Below are 19,842 nucleotides of genomic sequence, written 5' to 3' on the forward strand. Positions count from 1 at the left end.
GTTATCAAAACGTTACGACATCTTTGTGTTATCTTTAATTACAGCCCTGATGATTGTCAGGACATCTCTGTAATTAAGGAGGAGCTTATGTCGTTAACCCTACGCGAAGCCAGTAAGGACACATTACAGGCAGAAAACAAAACCTGGCATTACTATAGCCTGCCACTGGCTGCCAGAACGCTTGGGGACATTTCGCGTTTACCCAAGTCCTTGAAAGTTTTGCTGGAAAACCTCTTACGCTGGCAGGATGGCGATTCCGTCACCCTCGAGGATATCCAGGCGCTGGCGGGGTGGCTGAAGAGTGCCCATGCCGACAGAGAAATAGCCTATCGCCCGGCGAGGGTCCTGATGCAGGACTTTACCGGTGTTCCCGCCGTGGTTGATTTAGCCGCCATGCGCGAAGCCGTTAAGCGCCTCGGGGGCGATACGGCAAAAGTGAATCCGCTTTCTCCCGTTGACCTCGTGATTGACCACTCCGTGACCGTTGACCACTTTGGTGATGATGATGCTTTTGGCGAAAACGTACGTCTGGAGATGGAACGTAACCACGAGCGCTATGTCTTCCTGAAATGGGGGCAACAGGCGTTCAGCCGCTTTAGCGTGGTTCCGCCTGGAACCGGTATTTGCCATCAGGTTAACCTCGAATATCTGGGCAAAGCCGTCTGGAGTGAATTGCAGGATAAAGAGTGGGTGGCTTATCCGGATACGCTGGTCGGGACGGATTCACATACCACCATGATTAACGGCCTCGGTGTGCTGGGGTGGGGCGTCGGGGGTATTGAAGCGGAAGCGGCTATGCTTGGTCAGCCGGTGTCGATGCTCATTCCTGATGTGGTGGGCTTCAAACTCACCGGTAAGCTGTCGGAAGGCATTACCGCCACCGACCTGGTGTTGACCGTCACCCAGATGCTGCGTAAGCATGGCGTGGTGGGTAAATTTGTTGAATTCTACGGTGACGGGCTGGATTCGCTGCCGCTGGCCGATCGCGCCACGATCGCCAATATGGCGCCGGAATATGGCGCGACCTGTGGCTTCTTCCCCATCGATGACGTCACGCTGGAATATATGCGCCTGAGTGGTCGCAGTGAAGAGCAGGTCGCGCTGGTCGAGGCCTACACTAAAGCGCAGGGGATGTGGCGAAACCCGGGTGATGAGCCAGTATTTACCAGCACGCTTGAGCTGGATATGGGAAGCGTCGAGGCGAGCCTTGCCGGGCCAAAACGTCCGCAGGATCGGGTCGCGTTACCGGACGTACCGAAAGCTTTTGCCGCCAGCAATGAACTGGAAGTTAATGTCGCGAAAAAAGATCACCGTCCAATAGACTATGTCCTGAACGGACATCAGTATCAACTTCCGGATGGCGCGGTGGTTATTGCCGCTATCACCTCCTGCACCAACACCTCGAACCCAAGCGTTTTGATGGCCGCGGGACTGTTGGCCAAAAAAGCCGTTGAGCTTGGCCTGAAACCGCAGCCGTGGGTTAAGGCTTCGCTGGCCCCGGGCTCTAAAGTGGTTTCAGATTACCTGGCGCAGGCAAAACTCACCCCGTACCTTGACGAGCTGGGCTTTAACCTCGTGGGTTACGGATGTACTACCTGTATCGGTAACTCCGGTCCGCTGCCTGAGCCGATTGAAACGGCGATCAAGCAGGGCGATCTTACCGTGGGTGCGGTTCTTTCCGGTAACCGCAACTTTGAAGGGCGTATTCATCCGCTGGTGAAAACCAACTGGCTGGCCTCGCCGCCGCTGGTTGTGGCTTACGCGCTGGCGGGAAACATGAACATCAATCTCACGACAGACCCGATTGGTCACGATCGCAAGAACGAGCCTGTTTACCTGAAAGATATCTGGCCGTCTTCACGCGATATCGCGCGAGCCGTTGAAAAGGTCTCAACCGAAATGTTCCGCAAAGAGTATGCGGAAGTGTTTGAGGGCACGCCGGAATGGAAAGCAATTAACGTCGTGGGCTCGGATACTTATGGCTGGCAGGATGATTCGACCTATATTCGTCTGTCACCGTTCTTCGATGACATGCTGGCTGAACCTGCTCCGCTTAAGGATATCCACGGGGCGCGTATTCTGGCGATGCTGGGCGACTCCGTTACCACGGACCACATCTCGCCGGCGGGCAGTATCAAAGCCGACAGTCCGGCAGGCCGCTATCTGCAAAGCCGTGGGGTGGAACGCCGGGACTTCAACTCCTACGGATCGCGTCGTGGTAACCACGAAGTGATGATGCGCGGGACGTTTGCCAACATCCGCATCCGCAACGAAATGGTTCCGGGTGTGGAAGGGGGCATGACGCGTCATTTACCTGGCACGGAAGTGGTTTCGATTTATGATGCCGCCGTTAAATACCAGCAGGAAGGCACGCCGCTGGCGGTGATTGCCGGTAAAGAGTACGGCTCCGGCTCCAGTCGAGACTGGGCAGCGAAAGGTCCGCGCCTGCTTGGGGTTCGCGTGGTGATTGCCGAATCTTTCGAGCGTATTCACCGTTCGAATCTTATCGGGATGGGGATCCTGCCGTTAGAGTTCCCGCAGGGCGTCACCCGTAAAACGCTGGGACTGACCGGGGAAGAGCAGATTGATATTAGTGGTCTGCAAAACCTGCAGCCGGGTAAAACGGTTCCGGTGACGTTAACGCGAGCAGACGGTAAAACGGAAGTGCTTGAATGCCGGTGTCGCATTGATACGGCAACCGAGCTGACCTACTACCAGAACGACGGCATATTACATTACGTGATTCGTAAAATGCTGGATTGACGCAGTCAGCCCGGCTCGCGATGGCGATGCCGGGCATCTCGCGATCACTCGCTCAGGAGGTGACCCATTTTGGCGGCTTTGGTATCAAGATAGTGGGCATTTTTCGGGTTGCGGCCGACAATCAGCGGAACACGTTCGACGATATTGATCCCCGCTTCGGTCAGGATTTCCACCTTTTTCGGGTTATTGGTCAGCAGACGGACCTCATCTACCCCAAGAAGCTTGAACATATCGGCGCACAGGGTAAAGTCGCGCTCATCGGCAGCAAACCCGAGCTGGTGGTTCGCTTCAACCGTATCGTATCCCTGATCCTGCAGCGCGTACGCGCGGATTTTATTCAGCAGGCCAATATTACGACCTTCCTGACGGTGATAAAGCAGCACCCCACGACCTTCTTCAGCGATGTGAGAAAGGGCGGCTTCAAGCTGGAAACCGCAATCACAGCGCAGGCTGAACAAGGCATCGCCAGTCAGACACTCCGAATGTACGCGAGAGAGTACCGGCGTCTGTCCTGAAATGTCACCGAACACCAGCGCGACATGATCCTGTCCGGTTGCCAGTTCTTCAAATCCCACCATCAGGAAATCGCCCCATGGGGTTGGCAGTTTGGCTTCTGCCACACGTTTAAGCTGCATGTGATTCTCCAGAGTAGGCTGACACGTTTCGTGCCTTTCGCCTGTTTGGCTTTCTGTATCTGTTCATTTTGCCACAAGCTCAGCACGTTCGCCTAATGGGCGCCATGCTATATGGACGTTAAACGCACGATCCGACATATCCACCCAACAGATGAATTTCAGTTATGATTGTGGTGCTTAGCGAAAAAGGAGAAGACATGCTTTCAATCGCCAGACGTACGGCAGCAGGTGCGGCCATTCTACTTATTATGCCGCTGGCCGTATGGGTCTCAGGCTGGATGTGGCAGCCGGGGCAGAACGCCACATGGCTGAAAACATTATACTGGATAACGGAGACGGTCACCCAGCCGTGGGGAATTATCACGCATGTGATCCTTTGCGCCTGGTTTCTGTGGTGTTTGCGCTTTCGTTTGCGTGCGGCGCTGATGCTCTTTGCGATACTCGGTGGGGCGATCCTCATCGGACAGGGCGTGAAGTCCTGGGTTAAAGATCATGTCCAGGAGCCGCGTCCTTTTGTCGTCTGGCTGGAAAAAGCGCACCATGTTCCGGTGGATGAGTTCTACAATTTAAAACGTAAAGATCGTGGTGCGCTGGTCAAAGAACAGCTTGCGGAACAGCAGGATATCCCGAAGTTCTTACGTAAACACTGGCAAAAAGAGACCGGGTTTGCTTTTCCTTCCGGCCATACCATGTTTGCCGCCAGCTGGGCGTTACTGGGAGTAGGGCTGCTTTGGCCACGGCGACGTACTGTCACGATCGCGATTTTACTGGTCTGGGCCACAGGGGTGATGGGCAGTCGTTTGCTGCTGGGGATGCACTGGCCGCGGGATTTGGTGGTGGCTACGCTGATCTCATGGCTGCTTGTGACGCTGGCAACATGGCTTGCTGAACGCATCTGCGGTCCGTTAACGCCACCGCCTGTCGAGGAAGAAGAGATCGCCGAAAGGGACCAAAGCGACGCCTGACGGTTGATATTCCGTGTTTTGCCCATAAATCCATGACTGGCGCGTCACTTTTTCCGTTTCGCGCCCGCCACTAAAATGGTAGTTTATAAGGCTGATTGCGGTGAGTTGAACACACTTTATTCGCTTGAACCACATAACGGGAAGTAATGTGAAATATTTACTCATTTTCTTACTGGTATTGGCGATTTTTGTCATTTCAGTCACATTGGGTGCACAAAACGATCAACAGGTGACGTTTAACTATCTGCTGGCGCAGGGCGAGTATCGTGTATCGAGCCTTCTGGCGGTTTTATTCGCCGCGGGCTTTGCGATTGGCTGGCTGGTATGCGGTCTTTTCTGGTTGAAAGTTCGTGTTTCACTTGCGCGCGCTGAACGTAAAATTAAACGACTCGAACATCAAATTGCGCCTGCGTCCGACATTCCGGAAAGCTCTGGTGTGCCGGTCGTCAAGGAATAATCGACTATGCTGGAGTTGTTGTTTCTGCTTTTGCCTGTAGCCGCAGCCTATGGCTGGTATATGGGCCGCAGAAGTGCGCAACAAACAAAACAGGATGAGGCTAACCGACTCTCCCGCGACTACGTTGCTGGGGTGAACTTCCTCCTGAGCAATCAACAGGACAAAGCAGTAGACCTGTTCCTCGATATGCTCAAAGAGGATACGGGCACCGTTGAAGCGCATCTCACCCTGGGAAACCTGTTCCGCTCGCGCGGCGAGGTTGACCGCGCCATTCGTATTCACCAGACCCTTATGGAAAGCGCCTCGTTGACCTACGATCAACGCCTGCTGGCGGTACAACAGCTGGGTCGTGATTACATGGCGGCGGGGCTGTACGACCGTGCAGAAGACATGTTCTCGCAGCTGGTGGATGAAACGGATTTCCGCGTCAGTGCCTTGCAGCAGCTGCTGCAGATTTATCAGGCCACCAGTGACTGGCAGAAAGCCATTGATACGGCCGAGCGTCTGGTGAAGCTGGGCAAAGATAAGCAGCGAGTTGAGATAGCCCACTTCTACTGTGAACTGGCCCTTCAGCAAATGGGCAACGACGACATGGACAAAGCCATGGCGTTGCTTAAAAAGGGTGCCGCCGCTGACCGTAACAGCGCGCGTATCTCCATCATGATGGGGCGCGTCTTTATGGCGAACGGCGACTATGCCAAAGCTGTAGAGAGCCTGTTGCGGGTTATTGACCAGGATAAAGAGCTGGTCAGTGAAACACTCGACATGCTGCAAACCTGCTACCAACAACTGGATAAGCAGGATGAATGGGTAGCGTTCCTGCGTCGTTGCGTGGAAGAGAACACCGGCGCGACTGCCGAACTGATGCTCTCGGACGTGGTTGAGCAGTATGAGGGCAGTGATACCGCGCAGGTCTATATTACGCGTCAGCTGCAGCGTCATCCGACCATGCGGGTTTTCCATAAGCTGATGGACTACCACCTCAACGATGCAGAGGAAGGGCGCGCCAAAGAGAGCCTGATGGTACTGCGCGACATGGTAGGCGAGCAGGTACGAAGCAAACCGCGCTATCGTTGCCAGAAGTGTGGGTTTACGGCGTATACGCTGTACTGGCACTGTCCTTCATGCCGGGCATGGTCGACCATCAAGCCAATCCGAGGCCTTGATGGGCAGTAATTTTTAAAAACGATCTATTTTAGTTACAACATACTGATGGGTTTTCAGAACCCATCGAGTCCGTGCGGTTTGCCGGCCAGGCAGGAGAGTAAATCGATCCTGTCAATTTGCAGCGCTGGCAGGTAGAATGCTCGCCGTTTATCTGTTCCGCGCCGCTGCGCGCCCATAGACGAAAAGGGCTGGTCATGACGTCTGTTACTTCCTCCGCTTCCCGCGTAATTACTGATTCTCCTGTTGTTGTTGCGCTTGATTACAATAAACGTGACGCGGCACTGGCCTTTGTCGACGGTATAGACCCTCGCGACTGCCGTCTTAAAGTTGGCAAAGAGATGTTCACGCTGTTTGGACCGCAAATCGTACGCGACCTGCAACAGCGCGGTTTTGACGTTTTCCTCGACCTTAAATTTCACGATATCCCAAATACCACCGCGCACGCCGTGGCTGCTGCTGCAGAACTGGGGGTATGGATGGTCAATGTGCATGCATCGGGTGGGGCAAGAATGATGACCGCAGCCCGTGAAGCACTCCTGCCGTTTGGCAGCGATGCACCGTTGCTGATTGCGGTTACCGTGCTGACCAGTATGGATGAGAGTGATTTACGCGATCTCGGCGTGACGTTGTCACCTGCGGAACATGCAGAGCGTCTCGCGCGCCTGACGCAAAATTGCGGGCTTGATGGTGTCGTCTGTTCCGCGCAGGAAGCCGTGCGTTTCAAATCAGAACTGGGCCAGGCTTTCAAACTTGTTACCCCAGGTATCCGCCCGGCCGGCAGCGAGGCCGGCGATCAGCGTCGCATTATGACGCCTGAACAGGCGCTGGCGGCAGGCGTAGACTATATGGTCATCGGGCGTCCTGTGACGCAGTCTGCTAACCCGTCAGAGACGCTCAAGGCGATCAATGCATCACTGAAAAAGGGGGCATAATGACTGATTCAAACAGTCGTCTGGTCTACTCAACAGAAAGTGGGCGTATAGACGAACCAAAAGCGAAAGCCGAGCGCCCGAAGGGGGACGGTATTGTTCGTATCCAGCGTCAAACCAGTGGACGCAAAGGTAAGGGCGTATGCCTTATCTCCGGCATTGATCTTGACGACGCGGAACTGGTTAAGCTGGCCGCCGATCTGAAAAAGAAATGTGGTTGCGGTGGTGCCGTGAAAGACGGCATTATCGAAATCCAGGGCGATAAACGTGATTTAATTAAATCCCTGCTCGAAGCCAAAGGCATGAAAGTGAAACTGGCGGGCGGCTAAAATAGATGAGCCACGGCATTTGCCGTGGCTCTTTTTTTACGTGCGTAAGTCAGACCTGAAATGCGTTCTAATATAGCAGTACCGGTGGAGGCTTATTTAATAATTATTTGCCGACCTGGTGACCGATAATACCACCGACAGCAGCGCCACCTAATGTACCCAGCGTACTACCATCTGTTAATACCGCACCGCCCAGAGCACCAGCACCGGCACCAATTGCGGTGTTGCGGTCACGTTTAGACCAGTTAGAGCAAGCGCTCAGGGACATTGCTACAGTGATTGCCAGAACAGCGGCGGCTAATTTTTTGCTGGTTAAGGTCATAATACTTTCTCCTGAATTATCGATTCACGGAAAGAGCTACGCTTTAAGTATAGACGAATTGAATACTTAAAAACTGTTTTCCGTGAAAGCTGGTCGCGCAGGCGTTACGTAATCACGCAGGTGATAGTCACTTCCTGTTATATCGCTAACATTAATTTTACGACTTTAAGGCGGGTTAAACAGGTAAAAACTCTTAAAGGAGGGTTAGGAATCATCTCAGACAGTAGGGGCATAGGCGCCCGGCATTCGGGCGCTTAAAGGACTCAGGACGACTTTTTAATAATATTGACGATAAGACCGTCATCTTCCAGTTTAATACGATGCTCATCGCTCAAACGTTCGTCGGTAATTACGCGGCTAAAGCGAGAGACTGGCCCCATGGTATAAGGGTGAACGGCGCCAAATTTTGAGCTATCAGTCAGCACAATGGCCTCACACTCTTTTTCCAGCACCGCATTCACCACATCAGAACGCATCATATCGCGGCCGGTGAAGCCCGTTTCTGGCTGCCAGCCATCAATACCAATAAAGGCCTTACTGAAATGGACCTGCTGAACATACTGGCGGGTCAGGGGGCCAACCATGCTTTCGCTTTTTTTCTGGTAAATGCCGCCCAGCAGGATCACCTCGCAGCGGGTCTCTTTGAGCAGATGCGCGATATAGCTACTGACCGTGATGATAGTAACGTCTTTCTGTTCGGCAAGCGTGCGCGCCAGTAAGGCATTGCTACTGCCGTTTTCGATAAACACCGTCTCGCCATTGTTAACTAAAGACGCGGCAAACTCCGCCAGCTCACGCTTCAGGGCGTAGTTGTTCATCATGCGCGTCTCAACATCCTCGCTATCGAGCGGGACCGCATATCCATGCGCACGACGCAGGTAGCTCTGTTTCTCCAGCAGGTTAAGATCCTGGCGGATGGTGACTTCTGAAACGCCGGTGGTTTTAGCGAGATCGACTACGCTGACGCGTCCCTGGTCAATGACCATCTGCAAAATGATTTGTTGTCGGGAATTCATAGCATCCAATTAATAAAGCGAAACAGGTTCGGAAACAGCAGGATCAAACTTCCCACGGCGCTTTTGGCTGTCCGTTCTCAGGCGCGTTTTCAGCACCCTTCTGAGCAAGAAGTTCAGACTTCAGGATCTCCAGATTACGGATCGCCGAGTGATAATCGCCTGCCACCAGGATATCCAGCACGGTATCAATACGTTGTGCTACAGCTTGTGCATCAATAGTAGACATAATCTCACCCCAGGTGTGAAAAGGTAATATTTTCAATGATGCAGAAAATGGGATCAAAAGAGAAGGGAAAAAATGCAATAACTAAATCACATAAATGAAAGTGATAAATTTATTCCCCCACATGCTGCGGGCTTAATGAGTGGATTAGTCTAAAACTGCGCGCAAGGCGCTTTTTCTGTGAGGAATTAGACTATGACAGTTATCAACCAGCCTACCTGCACCCTGTTTACCGATACTGAACGTTTCACACAGTTGTCAGCCTACTACGAGGAAGAGCGGCACACCATCTGGATGATGCTGCGGGCGCAACCTCGTCCTTGTTTTAATCATGCGTTAATTGAGGAGATCATGAACCTCTCCTGGCTGGTTCGCCAGTCCGGGTATCTTGTCGATTTTTGGGTAACCGGGTCACTGGTTCCTGAAATGTACAATGCGGGAGGCGATTTACAGTTCTTCGTAGAGTGCATTCAAAATGGACGGCGTGAAGCGTTACGCGCGTATGCACGTGCCTGCGTCGACTGTGTCCACGCAGCGTCGCGGGGGTTTGATACGGGCGCGGTCTCTCTGGCGATGGTTGAAGGCAGTGCGCTAGGCGGTGGGTTTGAGGCTGCGCTGGCACACCATTTTGTTCTCTCTCAGCGCGATGCCCGTCTGGGCTTCCCGGAAATTGCCTTCAACCTGTTCCCGGGCATGGGGGCATATTCGCTGGTTGCACGTCGGGCAGGCATGAAACTGGCGGAAGAACTCATCTACAAGGGGGAGTCGCATACGGCAGAATGGTACGAACAACATGGATTGGTCGATGTGCTGTTTGAGCCCGGGCAGAGCTACGTCTCCGTCAGAACCTTCATCGACACGCTGCGGCCGAAGCTGAACGGGGTAAGGGCGATGTTGCGCGCCCGAACCCGGGTACTGCAACTGCCGCGCAGTGAACTGATGGATATCACGGAAGACTGGGTTGATGCGGCGTTTTGCCTCGAGCCAAAAGATATCGCCTACATGGAGCGTCTGGTGATGCTGCAAAACCGCCATCATGGGGCATTACGCAAAGCCAGTTAACGTTGTTTTCGCGACTGATATCGCTTTAGCCATCGCTCGAATGCGGCAGCGGGCATTGGCTTAGCGAAGAGAAAGCCCTGCCGTTCGTTGACGCCGTTCTTGGTCAGAAAGGCGTCTTCTTTCGCGCTCTCGACCCCTTCAGCAATGACCTGCAGGTTTAAGGCCTGTGCCACCGCGACGATGGCCCGCACCAGAGACTGGGAGATCGATTGTTTATGTATATCCCTGACGAAGGATTGATCGAGTTTAATGGCGTCGATAGGGAACCGCGCCAGCTGCGACAGAGACGAGTAGCCGGTACCGAAATCATCAAGATGAATTTGCGCGCCAAGTTTGCTGAACTGCTGGATCACAGAGAGCGCCAGCTCTTCGTTTTCGATAAGGCAGCTTTCCGTGAGTTCAACGTCGATAGGGCAGTATTCAAAATCCAGATCCTTCAGCGCCTGCTTTAAATCGCTGAAAATGGTCTGGTCGGCCAGCTGACGTGCGGAGACGTTGACCGCCACGCGCAGGTTAATCCCCTTATCGCGCCATTTAGCCACCTGGCGCACCACATCAAGCATCACCCAGCGGCCCAGCGGGACAATCAATCCCGACTCCTCGGCATAAGAGATAAACTCCAGCGGAGGGATTAAACCGCGTTCCGGCGACTGCCAGCGCACCAGCGCTTCAAGACTTCGGATTTCACCCCGCCAGGTAATTTTAGGCTGGTAATGAATCAGAAGCTGATCGTTATCCAGCGCTTTACGCAGGTTGGTATCCAGCCAGAGATATTCAAATACGCGCTGGTTCATCTCAGGTGAGAAGACGCAGAACTTGCCCCGGCCATTCTCTTTCGCCGTGTACATGGCGGTATCGGCATTACGGATGACGCTTTCCCTGTCGTTACCGTGCTGGGGGGCGAGGGCGATACCGAGCGAGCAACCGGTGTAGATTTCTATCAGGCCGATTCTGAACGGCTGGCGCAGACGGGTTAAGATCCGCGACGCCATCGCTTCCAGAGAGCCCTGAGAGGTATCTGTGGCCATGACAATAAACTCATCACCACCGAGTCGCGCCAGCACCTGACCGTCATCCAGACAGCTCAAAATGGCCAGAGCGACAGCCTGCAACAACTGGTCGCCAAACATATGCCCGTAGGCATCGTTGACCTTTTTAAAGTTATCCAGGTCGAGATACACCACGCCTACCTGCGTTTCACCGCGGCTGGCGATGGCATCTGAAATCAGTTCGTGGATCGCGTTACGGTTTGGTAAACCGGTAATGGTGTCGGTATTGGCCAGCACGCGCAAACGCTCCTGAGCGCGGCGCTCCTCGGTAATGTCGGTGCCGGAACAGATAAGGAAAATTTCATTTTTGCCGCTGCCGCTATGAACAAACTTGTTTCTGAACAAAAACAGCCGTTGCCCTTTACGCGTTTTGATCCAGCGTTCGACCTCGTAGGAGCTGCCGTTGCGAAAAAAACCGGTGATATTGCGCTTTGAAGCTGCCGCTTCGCTCCGGCTCATAAACAGCTTGAACACGTTCTGGCCAATAACTTCTTGTTCTTTCAGACCGGTATATTCTTCACTCAGCCGGTTAAAACGCTGAATATTGCCGTTATGATCGAGAATAACGATGACGGAGTTGGCTTCAGAGACAACCTGTTCAGCAAAAGAGAGGCCCTGAGCCAGGTCACGAGCCACGGAGGGCGTATCGTTCCACGCTGACGCGGTGCCGGCCCATTCATTACGGGTTATTTTGCGCCCCACAAGATGAACCGGGACATCTTCGCCGTACAACGAGAGCGTCATGGAGATGCTGGAGGTAATGACGGTTAACTGGCGGATAAGTTCGGCTTGTTCATCATCCAGCGCCACCACCTCAGTCACATCGGCATTTTCGCTGGCGGCAAGGTGCAGAGCGTTGCTGTCAGCTGTCATTCGCCACCAGGGGCTATGCGTACCCATGTAACGAAACAGCAAATTCTGCTCCAGATCGTCCATCATGTTTTCTCCCGCAGCTGCTCATTAGCGCACAAATCATTCATTTGCCGTCGACTTTTCCGTTGTGAAACAGCGGCAACCCAAAAATGAACGTCGTGTTTTTTCCCGGTTTTCTTATAAAAAACGCGTCTGGCGAAAAAGGCTATTTATTGTATAAAAATTCACGTAACTGAATATAACGGCACTCTTTTACTGTAGATAATTATGGCAATTTTGGGCGGGAAGACGCTGAAAATAGTACGAAAAAATAATGATTTTGCGGCGGGGGTTCAAAAGAAAAATTGTCGGCGCTTCCCGAAGGGAAACGGCCGACAATTTAAGCGGTTATCAGGCGACCGGGCGCGCGATAACGCTGCGGGTTTCCATGCGAACTTCAGCGATGTTTACGTCAATCACGTCTGTGACTTTGTAAACTGTTTCACCTTTGATTTGCACGGTACCATTTTCCTGGCTGCAGACCAGTTCGTCACGGACGGCATGCAGGAACGGGGCAGGGATAAAGGCGACGGCACCGTTATCCACCAGGCGAACGCGCATACCGCCCCGGCTGATATCAATGATTTCTGCGGCGAAGCGAGTATCTGTACCCGCTTTATCCTGCAGGTAGCGTGCGTACAGCCAGTCTCCCACGTCACGTTCCGCCATACGGTTCAGGCGACGTCGTTCAGCCATCTGCAGGGTGGTGTCATTTTGCGGACGCGCAATGGACTCACCCTTAATGATCGCCTTCAGCAGACGGTGGTTGACCATGTCGCCATACTTACGAATAGGTGACGTCCAGGTCGCGTAGGCTTCCAGGCCGAGGCCAAAGTGTGGACCCGGCTCGGTGCTGATTTCAGCAAAGGACTGGAAACGACGGATACGGCTGTCGAGGAAACCGGATGGCTGTGCATCCAGCTCGCGGCGCAGCTTACAGAAGCCCTGCAGCGTCAGTACTTCTTCAGGGTCAACGTGCACATCGTGGTTCTTCAGCAGGGCCGCCAGCGCTTCGGTATTGGCCGGATCAAAACCAGTGTGGACGTTGTAAATACCAAAGCCCAGCTTGTCACGCAGGACGCGAGCGGCACAAATGTTGGCAGAAATCATCGCTTCTTCAACAATGCGGTTCGCAATGCGACGCGGTTCAGCCACGATATTCAGCACTTCACCTTTTTCACCCAGCACAAAGCGATAGTCCGGACGATCCTTAAAGACCAGCGCATGGGTTTTACGCCACTCGCCGCGGTTCAGACAAATGCGGTGCAGCAGGCGGATCTGTGCGGCAATCGCGTCTGATTCCGGTTTCCAGGTGCCGGTATTCTCAAGCCAGTCGGAAACATTGTCATACGCCAGCTTGGCTTTCGATTCGATGGTTGCGGCAAAAAATTCAATATCGTCTTCGATCGCGCCATCGGCGGCGATGGTCATGCGGCAGGCAAGGACCGGACGCACTTCATTTGGACGCAGTGAGCAGAGGTCATCAGACAGTTCGCGCGGCAACATGGGGATGTTGAAGCCCGGCAGGTAGTTAGTGAACGATCGGACTTTTGCCATATCGTCCAGCTTGCTGCCTTCAACGATCCAGGCGGTGGGATCGGCAATGGCGACGGTCAAATGCAATTTGCCATCAGCGCTCTCTTCCGCATACAGCGCATCATCCATATCTTCTGTGCTGGCGCTGTCGATAGTGACAAACTCCAGGGCAGTGAGGTCGCGACGCGTCAGGCCTTCGTCCTGCATTTCAGTCGCTACGCCGTCTGGCGCTTCTTTCTCAAGATTATGGCGTGCAAGCGTCACCCACCATGGCACGAAATGGTCGTCGCCAAAGGTGATGAACTGGGTCAGTTCAGCATAAAAGCCACGATCGCCTTTCAGAGGATGACGGCGCATTTCTGCTACGGCCCAGTCACCTTCTTTGAAATCATGCTCAACACCACGGGCGGCGCGGCAAGGAATGGCATCTTTCAGCAGGGGATGATCCGGCACGATAGAAAGACGATCGTCTTTTCGCTGGACCTTGCCCACGAAGCGGGTCAGGAACGGTTCGATCAGTTCTTCCGGCTCGGCGGACTCACGTTCCTTTTCGGTATGAATGACGGCCGTAATGCGGTCGCCATGCATCACTTTCTTCATTTGCGGTGGCGGAATGAAGTAGCTTTTCTGCGCATCAACTTCAAGGAAGCCAAAGCCCTTTTCCGTGGCTTTTACGACCCCTTCTGCACGCGGCGTCTGGGAATGCAGTTGCTGTTTAAGCTGCGCTAGCAGCGGGTTGTCCTGAAACATAATGTTCTATTTTCGTAGCCATTGAGCGGCTGACAGTTTTACGCGATTCTCACTGTCACAGCAAGCGGTCTTTGGGTAATTAGTATGGTTATTCCCCTTTGCCAAACGCGACTTTCAGGCGTTCAAGCCAGCCATCCATCGCGCTCCGGGTGAGCAGTTTTATCGCCCGTACCGCAGGCAGTCCTTGTTCAGTGAGCGGGGTGAACTGTGCGGCACTGAAGCGGTCCGGAGAACGCGTCAACAAGTCGATTGCCGCCGAAAGCGCCGGCGAATCAAGAGAAATATCATCATGGCTGTTTACCAGGATCTCACCCGTCAGGTCGAGCAGGATGGGCTCATGGCTGAGTACCGGCGTCAGCGCTTCAAGGGCGGGTTCGGCCTGCCAGCGGGAAAGCGATTCAAGCTGATGCGCGCTGGCATAACGCAGTTCAACGACAGGTAAAAGCGCCACCCAGGACTCAGGAGCGGCTGGCAGCGTGTGCGGCTGAATATGATGGCCGGGCAGCCAGCGTACAGGATGCCCCAGCAGGGCCTGAAAGACGGCCACCACGCGTGCCTGAAAACCGATAAAGCCGATAATCTGATTAATAAGCACCATGTCGTAGGTTGTCAGGCCCACCTCATCAAGCTGCTGCTGTGCTTTATCATCGATGACATCAGGTGAGCTGGCGAGCTGACGGGCGTACTGGGTGATTTGTGCCAGGCGGCGGTTACTTTCGCGTGAGGAGTCAGGGCCGGGAAGCGGGGCGAGGAGGGCGGCATAGTGGTTACACAACCGTTGGACGCCACAGGCCTGCGCGACCGTTAATGCAGTACTCAATCTGTCGTAGGCGCTGAGCGTATGCAGCCGGTTAACGGAGATTGAGAGCGGAAACAACAGGTGGCATAAGGTTCTGGCAGGGGTGAGCCAGCCAGTACAGGCGGCGACAATCTCGTCAGGCAGGGCTAAATCGAGCAAAAAACGATCGTCGACGTTAGCGGCTTCGGGCACCAGAGGCAGAACATCCGTCTGCGCGTGGTTTGACTGGGTTTCGTGGTACCAGTGGCCTTTGCCGGAAAAACGGCGTTGTTCCATGGGCGTTCCTTGATCTCAAAATGGCGATCAATATCCTGGCGTAAGGCAGATGTGGGGAAAAATATTGTTAGGTTATAACAAATAGCTGAACGGAATAACGAAGGGGTCGGGCGGAGGAAGGAAAACTCTCTTCCCGTGAGGGAAGAGAGTCACAGCTTATTTAATTTCCAGCTCGTTCATTGCAGCGATGTTGAAGCCGCCGTCAACGTGAACCACTTCGCCGGAGATACCCGCGGAAAGGTCAGAGCACAGGAACGCTGCAGAGTTACCCACATCTTCAATGGTAACGGTACGACGAATCGGCGTAACCGCTTCGCAGTGCGCCAGCATTTTACGGAAATCTTTGATACCGGAAGCTGCCAGGGTACGGATTGGACCCGCGGAGATAGCGTTCACACGCACACCTTCTGGACCCATCGCGTTCGCCATGTAGCGGACGTTTGCTTCCAGAGACGCTTTAGCCAGACCCATAACGTTGTAGTTAGGGATAGCACGTTCTGCGCCCAGATAGGACAGGGTCAGCAGAGCTGCGCCTGGGTTCAGCATCGCACGGCAAGATTTAGCCATTGCCACGAAGCTGTAGGAGCTGATGTCGTGAGCGATTTTGAAGCCATCACGGGTTACCGCGTTCACGTAGTCGCCGTCCAGCTGATCGCCAGGAGCGAAGCCGATGGAGTGAACGAAACCGTCGAATTTCGGCCATGCTTTTGCCAGTTCAGCAAACATGCCATCGATGCTTTCGTCTTGTGCAACGTCGCATTCCAGAACAAGGCTGGAACCCAGCTGCGCGGCAAACTCTTCTACACGGCCTTTCAGCTTGTCGTTCTGGTAGGTGAACGCCAGCTCAGCGCCTTCGCGATGCATAGCCTGTGCGATGCCGTATGCGATGGACAGTTTGCTGGCAACGCCAGTTACCAGAATGCGCTTACCGGAAAGAAAACCCATAGATTTAATCCTTATATTCATTGCTTATTTTTTGCCTTGTAAATCATAGCATTACAGGCAACATTTCAAAGTCATTCGAAATTAGCTCGAAATTATATCCCACTCAGTGCCCCTTGTGTCACGCTATTTCTCGCTCAAAGCCCGTGACGTATGTCATGGAAGGGGGTGAGCGAACGCGTTATCACGCTGTTTCACAGGCATCCGTCCATTATATCACTGCACGACCGGTTCGCCTCATCCAACCAGAGGCGGGCGTTTTTGCGCAAAATGATCCGTTCAGTGGATTTTACGTATTACAATCCAGTTAGAGTCAAAACATGAAAGAAATCATTAACAAACACGTTATAGACTGGGTTGAAGATAATATTTTATCTCTGGAGCATATCGATCGGCTGGTCGTAAAAACGGGTTACAGCAGAAGGACGCTCGAAATCTGGTTTAAACACCAATTTCACCAGTCGCTGGGTGAGTATATGCTCAGGAGACGAATGAGCTATGCCGCGTCTTTATTAAGGATGACGTCGCTGCCGGTCACCGAAATCGCTCACATTTTTCAGTATCATAGTGGACAGGGTTTTGCCCGCGCGTTTAAGAAATTGACCGGGAAAACACCGTCTCAATATCGAAGCGATGAAATATGGGACTTCCAGCGTTACCATCCTTCACTGTTATTAGAAGGGCTCCGTAAACCTGACGTGAAGATATGTCGGCTGGCGCGGACGTTTTCCTATAACGATACCCTGACGGAATATGATCATATTTTTAATCCTGCGATACAGGATGTGACCAAAAGACTGAGAAAACTTTTGCTTGATCATCGTGGGGAGGTAAAAGAAATCGCCATCAGGGGACGGCGTCCAGAAGGCCTGGATAAAAGCCGGGAAAACATGGCTGAAGTCATAATTGATTATCTGTCACCGGATAATACGTCGCACCAAAAACAGGAATATCATTTTTCCGGTAAATATGCCGTTATGCGGTATGACGGTAGCTGGTGCGCCTACGGTAAGCTCAGCAAAAAGAACTATTTTTATAACCGCTATAGACACCAGAATCTCGCCGTTCCTGCCTCTCATGTGGCAGGCCAGACGGAGCTGGCAACGAGCCTTGCGCTTTCGGAATCGGTTTATCAGACGTTTCAGAACAATAAGCGGCTGTATGTAGACTTCAATAGCCACGGCGATGTGGTGAATGTCAGCACATGGCGCTAGCGTTGCCTCTGGCCTTGCCGGTAAGGGTGATCTCACTGGTGAGTAAAGCGCAGTAGGGAATATCCCGGTTCGGTACGACATCGACCGGGATAATCCACTTCAACAGACTGAGGTCGGTTAACTGAAGCATCTGAAAAGAGGGTGGCAAGCCTGACCGGTTTGCCCCTCGATGTTAAGCAGAGAATGGTGTAAATCGCTCTGCCGTTTCACGTCTTTTATTTATGCGGTATTAATGAACATGAATAACATTACGTTGGCTGAGAAAATGATCGTGCTGTCCGGTGCGCTGCTGTTTGCACTGATGATCGCGGTGAACTCCTTTTTTGTTAATGATAATCCAGGTTTCAGGGTACCCATGACAACCTATTTGATCGTCATGATTGCGCTATTTTTTCTGGATACCATTATCTCTATTTTTATCCAGATGCAGTATGCGTCTGACCGATCTCATTTATCCCTGTTAATCCTGAGCATGGCGTTTCTGAGCGGTCTCATCTATTTCATAGAAACGATTATCGTCATTCAGCTTCCTGAAGACGCAGGGTTAACCCATACGCTAAAAACTAACGATACGGCGGTATTTTATTTTTTCCGCCAGTTAAGTTTTATTTTTTTGCTGGGGCTTGCTGTATGGGTGGAGAAACACACGGCACGGCGACGGTTCACATTACGGAATAAGGTCTGGCTGGCGCTAATATCGTTAATCCCCCTGGTTATGTTCCCGGTGCTGGCCCATGCGTTGAGCAGCTACAATCCAACCTGGACATTAACGATAGCCGCGTATCGCCCCGATCAGTATCATCCTGTCTGGGATGTCCGCTACGTTAACGCTCTGATAGTGCTCTGGTCGGCCCTGGCCTGCTACATGACTTACGTGACACGCTTTTCATCTGGCGTCTGGAACAGTATCATCGTGGTGTGCCTTTCTGCGATCACCTATAACTTTTTCCTGCTCTTACTCGATACGTATAACCTGTCGCTCTGGTATATCAGCCGGGCGGTAGAAGTGTTCAGTAAACTATTTGTTATCTGTACCTTACTGTTACATGTCTTCAGCTTGCTGAGATTTTTTGGCGATCGGGTTAACCGCGATCCCCTTACGCAGATCTTCAACCGCAAGTATTTTTTTGAGGCACTTCAGCGGCTCCGCATGCTCAGAACAGAAAAGGGCACCAGCATTATGATGCTGGATATCGATAACTTTAAGACCATTAATGACACCTGGGGACATCCTGTGGGGGACCGCGTCATTCTGGCGGTCGTGGATATTATTAAAGACAGTATTCGTGATAATGACGTCTTTGCCAGACTGGGAGGTGAAGAGTTTGGCCTGCTGTTGCCCGACACGGACAGGAGTATGGCCGTAGTCGTCGCAGAACGTATTCGCAAGAATGTTGAGCAACGCACCGGGCAGGGTAACCTGTACGCGGTGCCCCTGACGGTAACGTTAAGTATTGGCGTGTGCTCAGCCATTCAGGAAAACGTCAACAGTAGCGATATCATTCGTGATGTGGATGAAGCACTGTATGAGGCCAAGCACGGTGGTAAAAACAGAACCGTGTGCAGACAGGCCGCAGGGTCGGTCTGAACCGGCGTTGCGCGCCTCCCGCGGTGTGATTTACGCGCAAGAAAAAACGGGGTTATAACACAGGGATGTAAATATCAAAGTTAACGCGCTCATCGCTGCAGGCGTTAAAACGCATTAAATGAATGCCATCGCGCAACGTCAGGCGGTTCGTCACCATTGCCTTAACAAACGCAATTTTGTTATAGGCGCTATAACATTCCCAGCTGCCTTCAAAGGACATTTTTGCATATTTTCCGGTAAGTAAAAGTGTGTCTTTCTTTGTTGTTTTAGTGCTGTCTAAACAATATGAAATTAAGACTTCTACCAGATAGGAACGGCTTTTACCCAGACGTTCTGATCGGCGCGGCACTATGGCAAGCTGTTGGATCCGATCGCGATTCTCAAGCAGGAGTTTTTTGATTTTTTTAGTGACATCGTGCACCGCAGTATCAAAAAGATGATCGTGCTCTATAATCTCATGGGTATACGGAAAAATCTCATTGAGTTCACAGAGTGTTATTTCGGGTGTTTTAAGATCGTCTAATAAAAATGAGGGCTGAAGGATATCAAAATCCCACTCTTTTGCATTTCTGTATTCAGAAGGGGTGAGTCCCGACATCTTTTTAAAGGCTCTTGAAAACCCCTGGCTGCTTTGGTAGTGAAATAAATAAGCAATGTCCGTAACGGGAAGCGACGTCATTCTGAGCATGATGGCTGCAAGGCTCAGCCTTCTCCTTAGGATGTACTCACCTAAAGAGAGGTGATATTTCTCTTTAAACCATGTTTCCATGGTTCTTCTGCTATACCCGGTATCTTTAACCAATTGATCAATATGTAAAATAGAAAAATTATTTTCCTCTACCCAGGTGAGAATATATTTACTAATACTTTCTTTCATTCGATATCTACAGCGTGTGGCGTCATGACGT

General features: G+C 52.3%; 18 protein-coding genes. 9 read left to right on the forward strand and 9 right to left on the reverse strand.

The features are described 5' to 3' along the window. The first annotated feature begins 87 nt into the window (after nucleotides 1–87). On the forward strand, nucleotides 88–2,763 hold the full coding sequence (gene acnA / locus QLG09_RS02310) for an aconitate hydratase AcnA (protein WP_047955698.1): 2,676 nt from the start codon (nucleotides 88–90) through the stop codon (nucleotides 2,761–2,763). 44 nt (nucleotides 2,764–2,807) lie between these two features. Here acnA and ribA read toward each other — a convergent pair whose 3' ends face one another. Next, nucleotides 2,808–3,398 (reverse strand): GTP cyclohydrolase II, encoded by a 591-nt coding sequence (ribA, locus tag QLG09_RS02315; RefSeq protein ID WP_003856813.1) that lies wholly within the window; start codon nucleotides 3,396–3,398, stop codon nucleotides 2,808–2,810. A 197-nt stretch (nucleotides 3,399–3,595) separates the two neighbouring features. Here ribA and pgpB point away from each other — a divergent pair, with 197 nt between their 5' ends. The 5 genes from pgpB to yciH all read left to right on the forward strand — a co-directional run bounded on the left by pgpB (nucleotide 3,596) and on the right by yciH (nucleotide 7,245). After that, nucleotides 3,596–4,363 (forward strand): phosphatidylglycerophosphatase B, encoded by a 768-nt coding sequence (gene pgpB / locus QLG09_RS02320; RefSeq protein ID WP_020882442.1) that lies wholly within the window; start codon nucleotides 3,596–3,598, stop codon nucleotides 4,361–4,363. Between the two features lie 148 nt (nucleotides 4,364–4,511). After that, on the forward strand, nucleotides 4,512–4,820 hold the full coding sequence (locus QLG09_RS02325) for a LapA family protein (protein ID WP_013096374.1): 309 nt from the start codon (nucleotides 4,512–4,514) through the stop codon (nucleotides 4,818–4,820). A gap of 6 nt (nucleotides 4,821–4,826) precedes the next feature. Beyond that, nucleotides 4,827–5,996 carry a lipopolysaccharide assembly protein LapB gene (gene lapB, locus QLG09_RS02330; RefSeq protein ID WP_014170367.1) on the forward strand — a complete coding sequence of 390 codons (1,170 nt, stop codon included), beginning with the start codon at nucleotides 4,827–4,829 and terminating at the stop codon, nucleotides 5,994–5,996. Between the two features lie 185 nt (nucleotides 5,997–6,181). Beyond that, nucleotides 6,182–6,919 (forward strand): orotidine-5'-phosphate decarboxylase, encoded by a 738-nt coding sequence (gene pyrF, locus QLG09_RS02335; protein WP_020882443.1) that lies wholly within the window; start codon nucleotides 6,182–6,184, stop codon nucleotides 6,917–6,919. After that, nucleotides 6,919–7,245, forward strand: a complete 327-nt coding sequence (yciH, locus tag QLG09_RS02340) for a stress response translation initiation inhibitor YciH (RefSeq protein ID WP_014170365.1) — start codon at nucleotides 6,919–6,921, stop codon at nucleotides 7,243–7,245. Before pyrF ends, yciH begins: the two co-directional genes overlap by 1 nt. A 103-nt stretch (nucleotides 7,246–7,348) precedes the next feature. Here yciH and osmB read toward each other — a convergent pair whose 3' ends face one another. The 3 genes from osmB to QLG09_RS02355 form a co-directional block, all read right to left on the reverse strand. Beyond that, entirely contained in the window at nucleotides 7,349–7,567 is a 219-nt protein-coding gene (osmB, locus tag QLG09_RS02345; RefSeq protein WP_008501216.1) for an osmotically-inducible lipoprotein OsmB, read from the reverse strand. Between the two features lie 263 nt (nucleotides 7,568–7,830). After that, nucleotides 7,831–8,583: a DNA-binding transcriptional regulator YciT gene (locus tag QLG09_RS02350; protein WP_020882444.1), complete on the reverse strand. Its 753-nt coding sequence runs from the start codon at nucleotides 8,581–8,583 to the stop codon at nucleotides 7,831–7,833. Nucleotides 8,584–8,626: 43 nt separating this feature from the next. Next, the gene (locus QLG09_RS02355) at nucleotides 8,627–8,809 is read right to left on the reverse strand and encodes a hypothetical protein (RefSeq protein ID WP_025204000.1); all 183 of its coding nucleotides are present in this window, start codon (nucleotides 8,807–8,809) and stop codon (nucleotides 8,627–8,629) included. 192 nt (nucleotides 8,810–9,001) lie between these two features. Between QLG09_RS02355 and QLG09_RS02360 the strand changes: the two genes are divergently transcribed. Continuing rightward, the gene (locus QLG09_RS02360) at nucleotides 9,002–9,868 is read left to right on the forward strand and encodes a crotonase/enoyl-CoA hydratase family protein (protein ID WP_014170362.1); all 867 of its coding nucleotides are present in this window, start codon (nucleotides 9,002–9,004) and stop codon (nucleotides 9,866–9,868) included. Here the strand turns inward: QLG09_RS02360 and pdeR are convergent. From pdeR to fabI, 4 genes are all read right to left on the reverse strand, one after another. Further along, nucleotides 9,865–11,856 (reverse strand): cyclic di-GMP phosphodiesterase, encoded by a 1,992-nt coding sequence (pdeR, locus tag QLG09_RS02365; protein WP_025204002.1) that lies wholly within the window; start codon nucleotides 11,854–11,856, stop codon nucleotides 9,865–9,867. The genes QLG09_RS02360 and pdeR overlap by 4 nt on opposite strands. Nucleotides 11,857–12,180: 324 nt before the next feature. After that, entirely contained in the window at nucleotides 12,181–14,115 is a 1,935-nt protein-coding gene (locus tag QLG09_RS02370) for an exoribonuclease II (protein ID WP_020882446.1), read from the reverse strand. Between the two features lie 88 nt (nucleotides 14,116–14,203). Continuing rightward, nucleotides 14,204–15,190 carry an oxidoreductase gene (locus QLG09_RS02375; RefSeq protein ID WP_014170359.1) on the reverse strand — a complete coding sequence of 329 codons (987 nt, stop codon included), beginning with the start codon at nucleotides 15,188–15,190 and terminating at the stop codon, nucleotides 14,204–14,206. Between the two features lie 156 nt (nucleotides 15,191–15,346). Continuing rightward, nucleotides 15,347–16,135, reverse strand: a complete 789-nt coding sequence (fabI, locus tag QLG09_RS02380; RefSeq protein ID WP_020882447.1) for an enoyl-ACP reductase FabI — start codon at nucleotides 16,133–16,135, stop codon at nucleotides 15,347–15,349. A 317-nt stretch (nucleotides 16,136–16,452) separates the two neighbouring features. Here fabI and QLG09_RS02385 point away from each other — a divergent pair, with 317 nt between their 5' ends. After that, nucleotides 16,453–17,346: a helix-turn-helix domain-containing protein gene (locus QLG09_RS02385; RefSeq protein ID WP_014170357.1), complete on the forward strand. Its 894-nt coding sequence runs from the start codon at nucleotides 16,453–16,455 to the stop codon at nucleotides 17,344–17,346. Nucleotides 17,347–17,584: 238 nt separating this feature from the next. Further along, entirely contained in the window at nucleotides 17,585–18,934 is a 1,350-nt protein-coding gene (locus QLG09_RS02390) for a GGDEF domain-containing protein (protein WP_032679689.1), read from the forward strand. Nucleotides 18,935–18,986: 52 nt separating this feature from the next. On the opposite strand, the gene QLG09_RS02395 is transcribed toward QLG09_RS02390, so the two are convergent. After that, the gene (locus QLG09_RS02395; RefSeq protein WP_244047219.1) at nucleotides 18,987–19,811 is read right to left on the reverse strand and encodes a helix-turn-helix domain-containing protein; all 825 of its coding nucleotides are present in this window, start codon (nucleotides 19,809–19,811) and stop codon (nucleotides 18,987–18,989) included. Nucleotides 19,812–19,842: the final 31 nt, after the last annotated feature.

This window comes from Enterobacter sp. V89_11, from assembly GCF_029967775.1.
Classification (GTDB): domain Bacteria; phylum Pseudomonadota; class Gammaproteobacteria; order Enterobacterales; family Enterobacteriaceae; genus Enterobacter; species Enterobacter ludwigii.

Excerpts from the sequence above, each read along its gene's own strand:
- acnA (WP_047955698.1), top strand. The coding sequence starts at position 88 with ATGTCGTTAACCCTACGCGAAGCCAGTAAGGACACATTACAGGCAGAA.
- ribA (WP_003856813.1), bottom strand. The coding sequence starts at position 3,398 with ATGCAGCTTAAACGTGTGGCAGAAGCCAAACTGCCAACCCCATGGGGC.
- pgpB (WP_020882442.1), top strand. The coding sequence starts at position 3,596 with ATGCTTTCAATCGCCAGACGTACGGCAGCAGGTGCGGCCATTCTACTT.
- lapB (WP_014170367.1), top strand. The coding sequence starts at position 4,827 with ATGCTGGAGTTGTTGTTTCTGCTTTTGCCTGTAGCCGCAGCCTATGGC.
- pyrF (WP_020882443.1), top strand. The coding sequence starts at position 6,182 with ATGACGTCTGTTACTTCCTCCGCTTCCCGCGTAATTACTGATTCTCCT.
- yciH (WP_014170365.1), top strand. The coding sequence starts at position 6,919 with ATGACTGATTCAAACAGTCGTCTGGTCTACTCAACAGAAAGTGGGCGT.
- osmB (WP_008501216.1), bottom strand. The coding sequence starts at position 7,567 with ATGACCTTAACCAGCAAAAAATTAGCCGCCGCTGTTCTGGCAATCACT.
- QLG09_RS02350 (WP_020882444.1), bottom strand. The coding sequence starts at position 8,583 with ATGAATTCCCGACAACAAATCATTTTGCAGATGGTCATTGACCAGGGA.
- QLG09_RS02355 (WP_025204000.1), bottom strand. The coding sequence starts at position 8,809 with ATGTCTACTATTGATGCACAAGCTGTAGCACAACGTATTGATACCGTG.
- QLG09_RS02360 (WP_014170362.1), top strand. The coding sequence starts at position 9,002 with ATGACAGTTATCAACCAGCCTACCTGCACCCTGTTTACCGATACTGAA.
- pdeR (WP_025204002.1), bottom strand. The coding sequence starts at position 11,856 with ATGATGGACGATCTGGAGCAGAATTTGCTGTTTCGTTACATGGGTACG.
- QLG09_RS02370 (WP_020882446.1), bottom strand. The coding sequence starts at position 14,115 with ATGTTTCAGGACAACCCGCTGCTAGCGCAGCTTAAACAGCAACTGCAT.
- QLG09_RS02375 (WP_014170359.1), bottom strand. The coding sequence starts at position 15,190 with ATGGAACAACGCCGTTTTTCCGGCAAAGGCCACTGGTACCACGAAACC.
- fabI (WP_020882447.1), bottom strand. The coding sequence starts at position 16,135 with ATGGGTTTTCTTTCCGGTAAGCGCATTCTGGTAACTGGCGTTGCCAGC.
- QLG09_RS02385 (WP_014170357.1), top strand. The coding sequence starts at position 16,453 with ATGAAAGAAATCATTAACAAACACGTTATAGACTGGGTTGAAGATAAT.
- QLG09_RS02390 (WP_032679689.1), top strand. The coding sequence starts at position 17,585 with ATGAATAACATTACGTTGGCTGAGAAAATGATCGTGCTGTCCGGTGCG.
- QLG09_RS02395 (WP_244047219.1), bottom strand. The coding sequence starts at position 19,811 with ATGAAAGAAAGTATTAGTAAATATATTCTCACCTGGGTAGAGGAAAAT.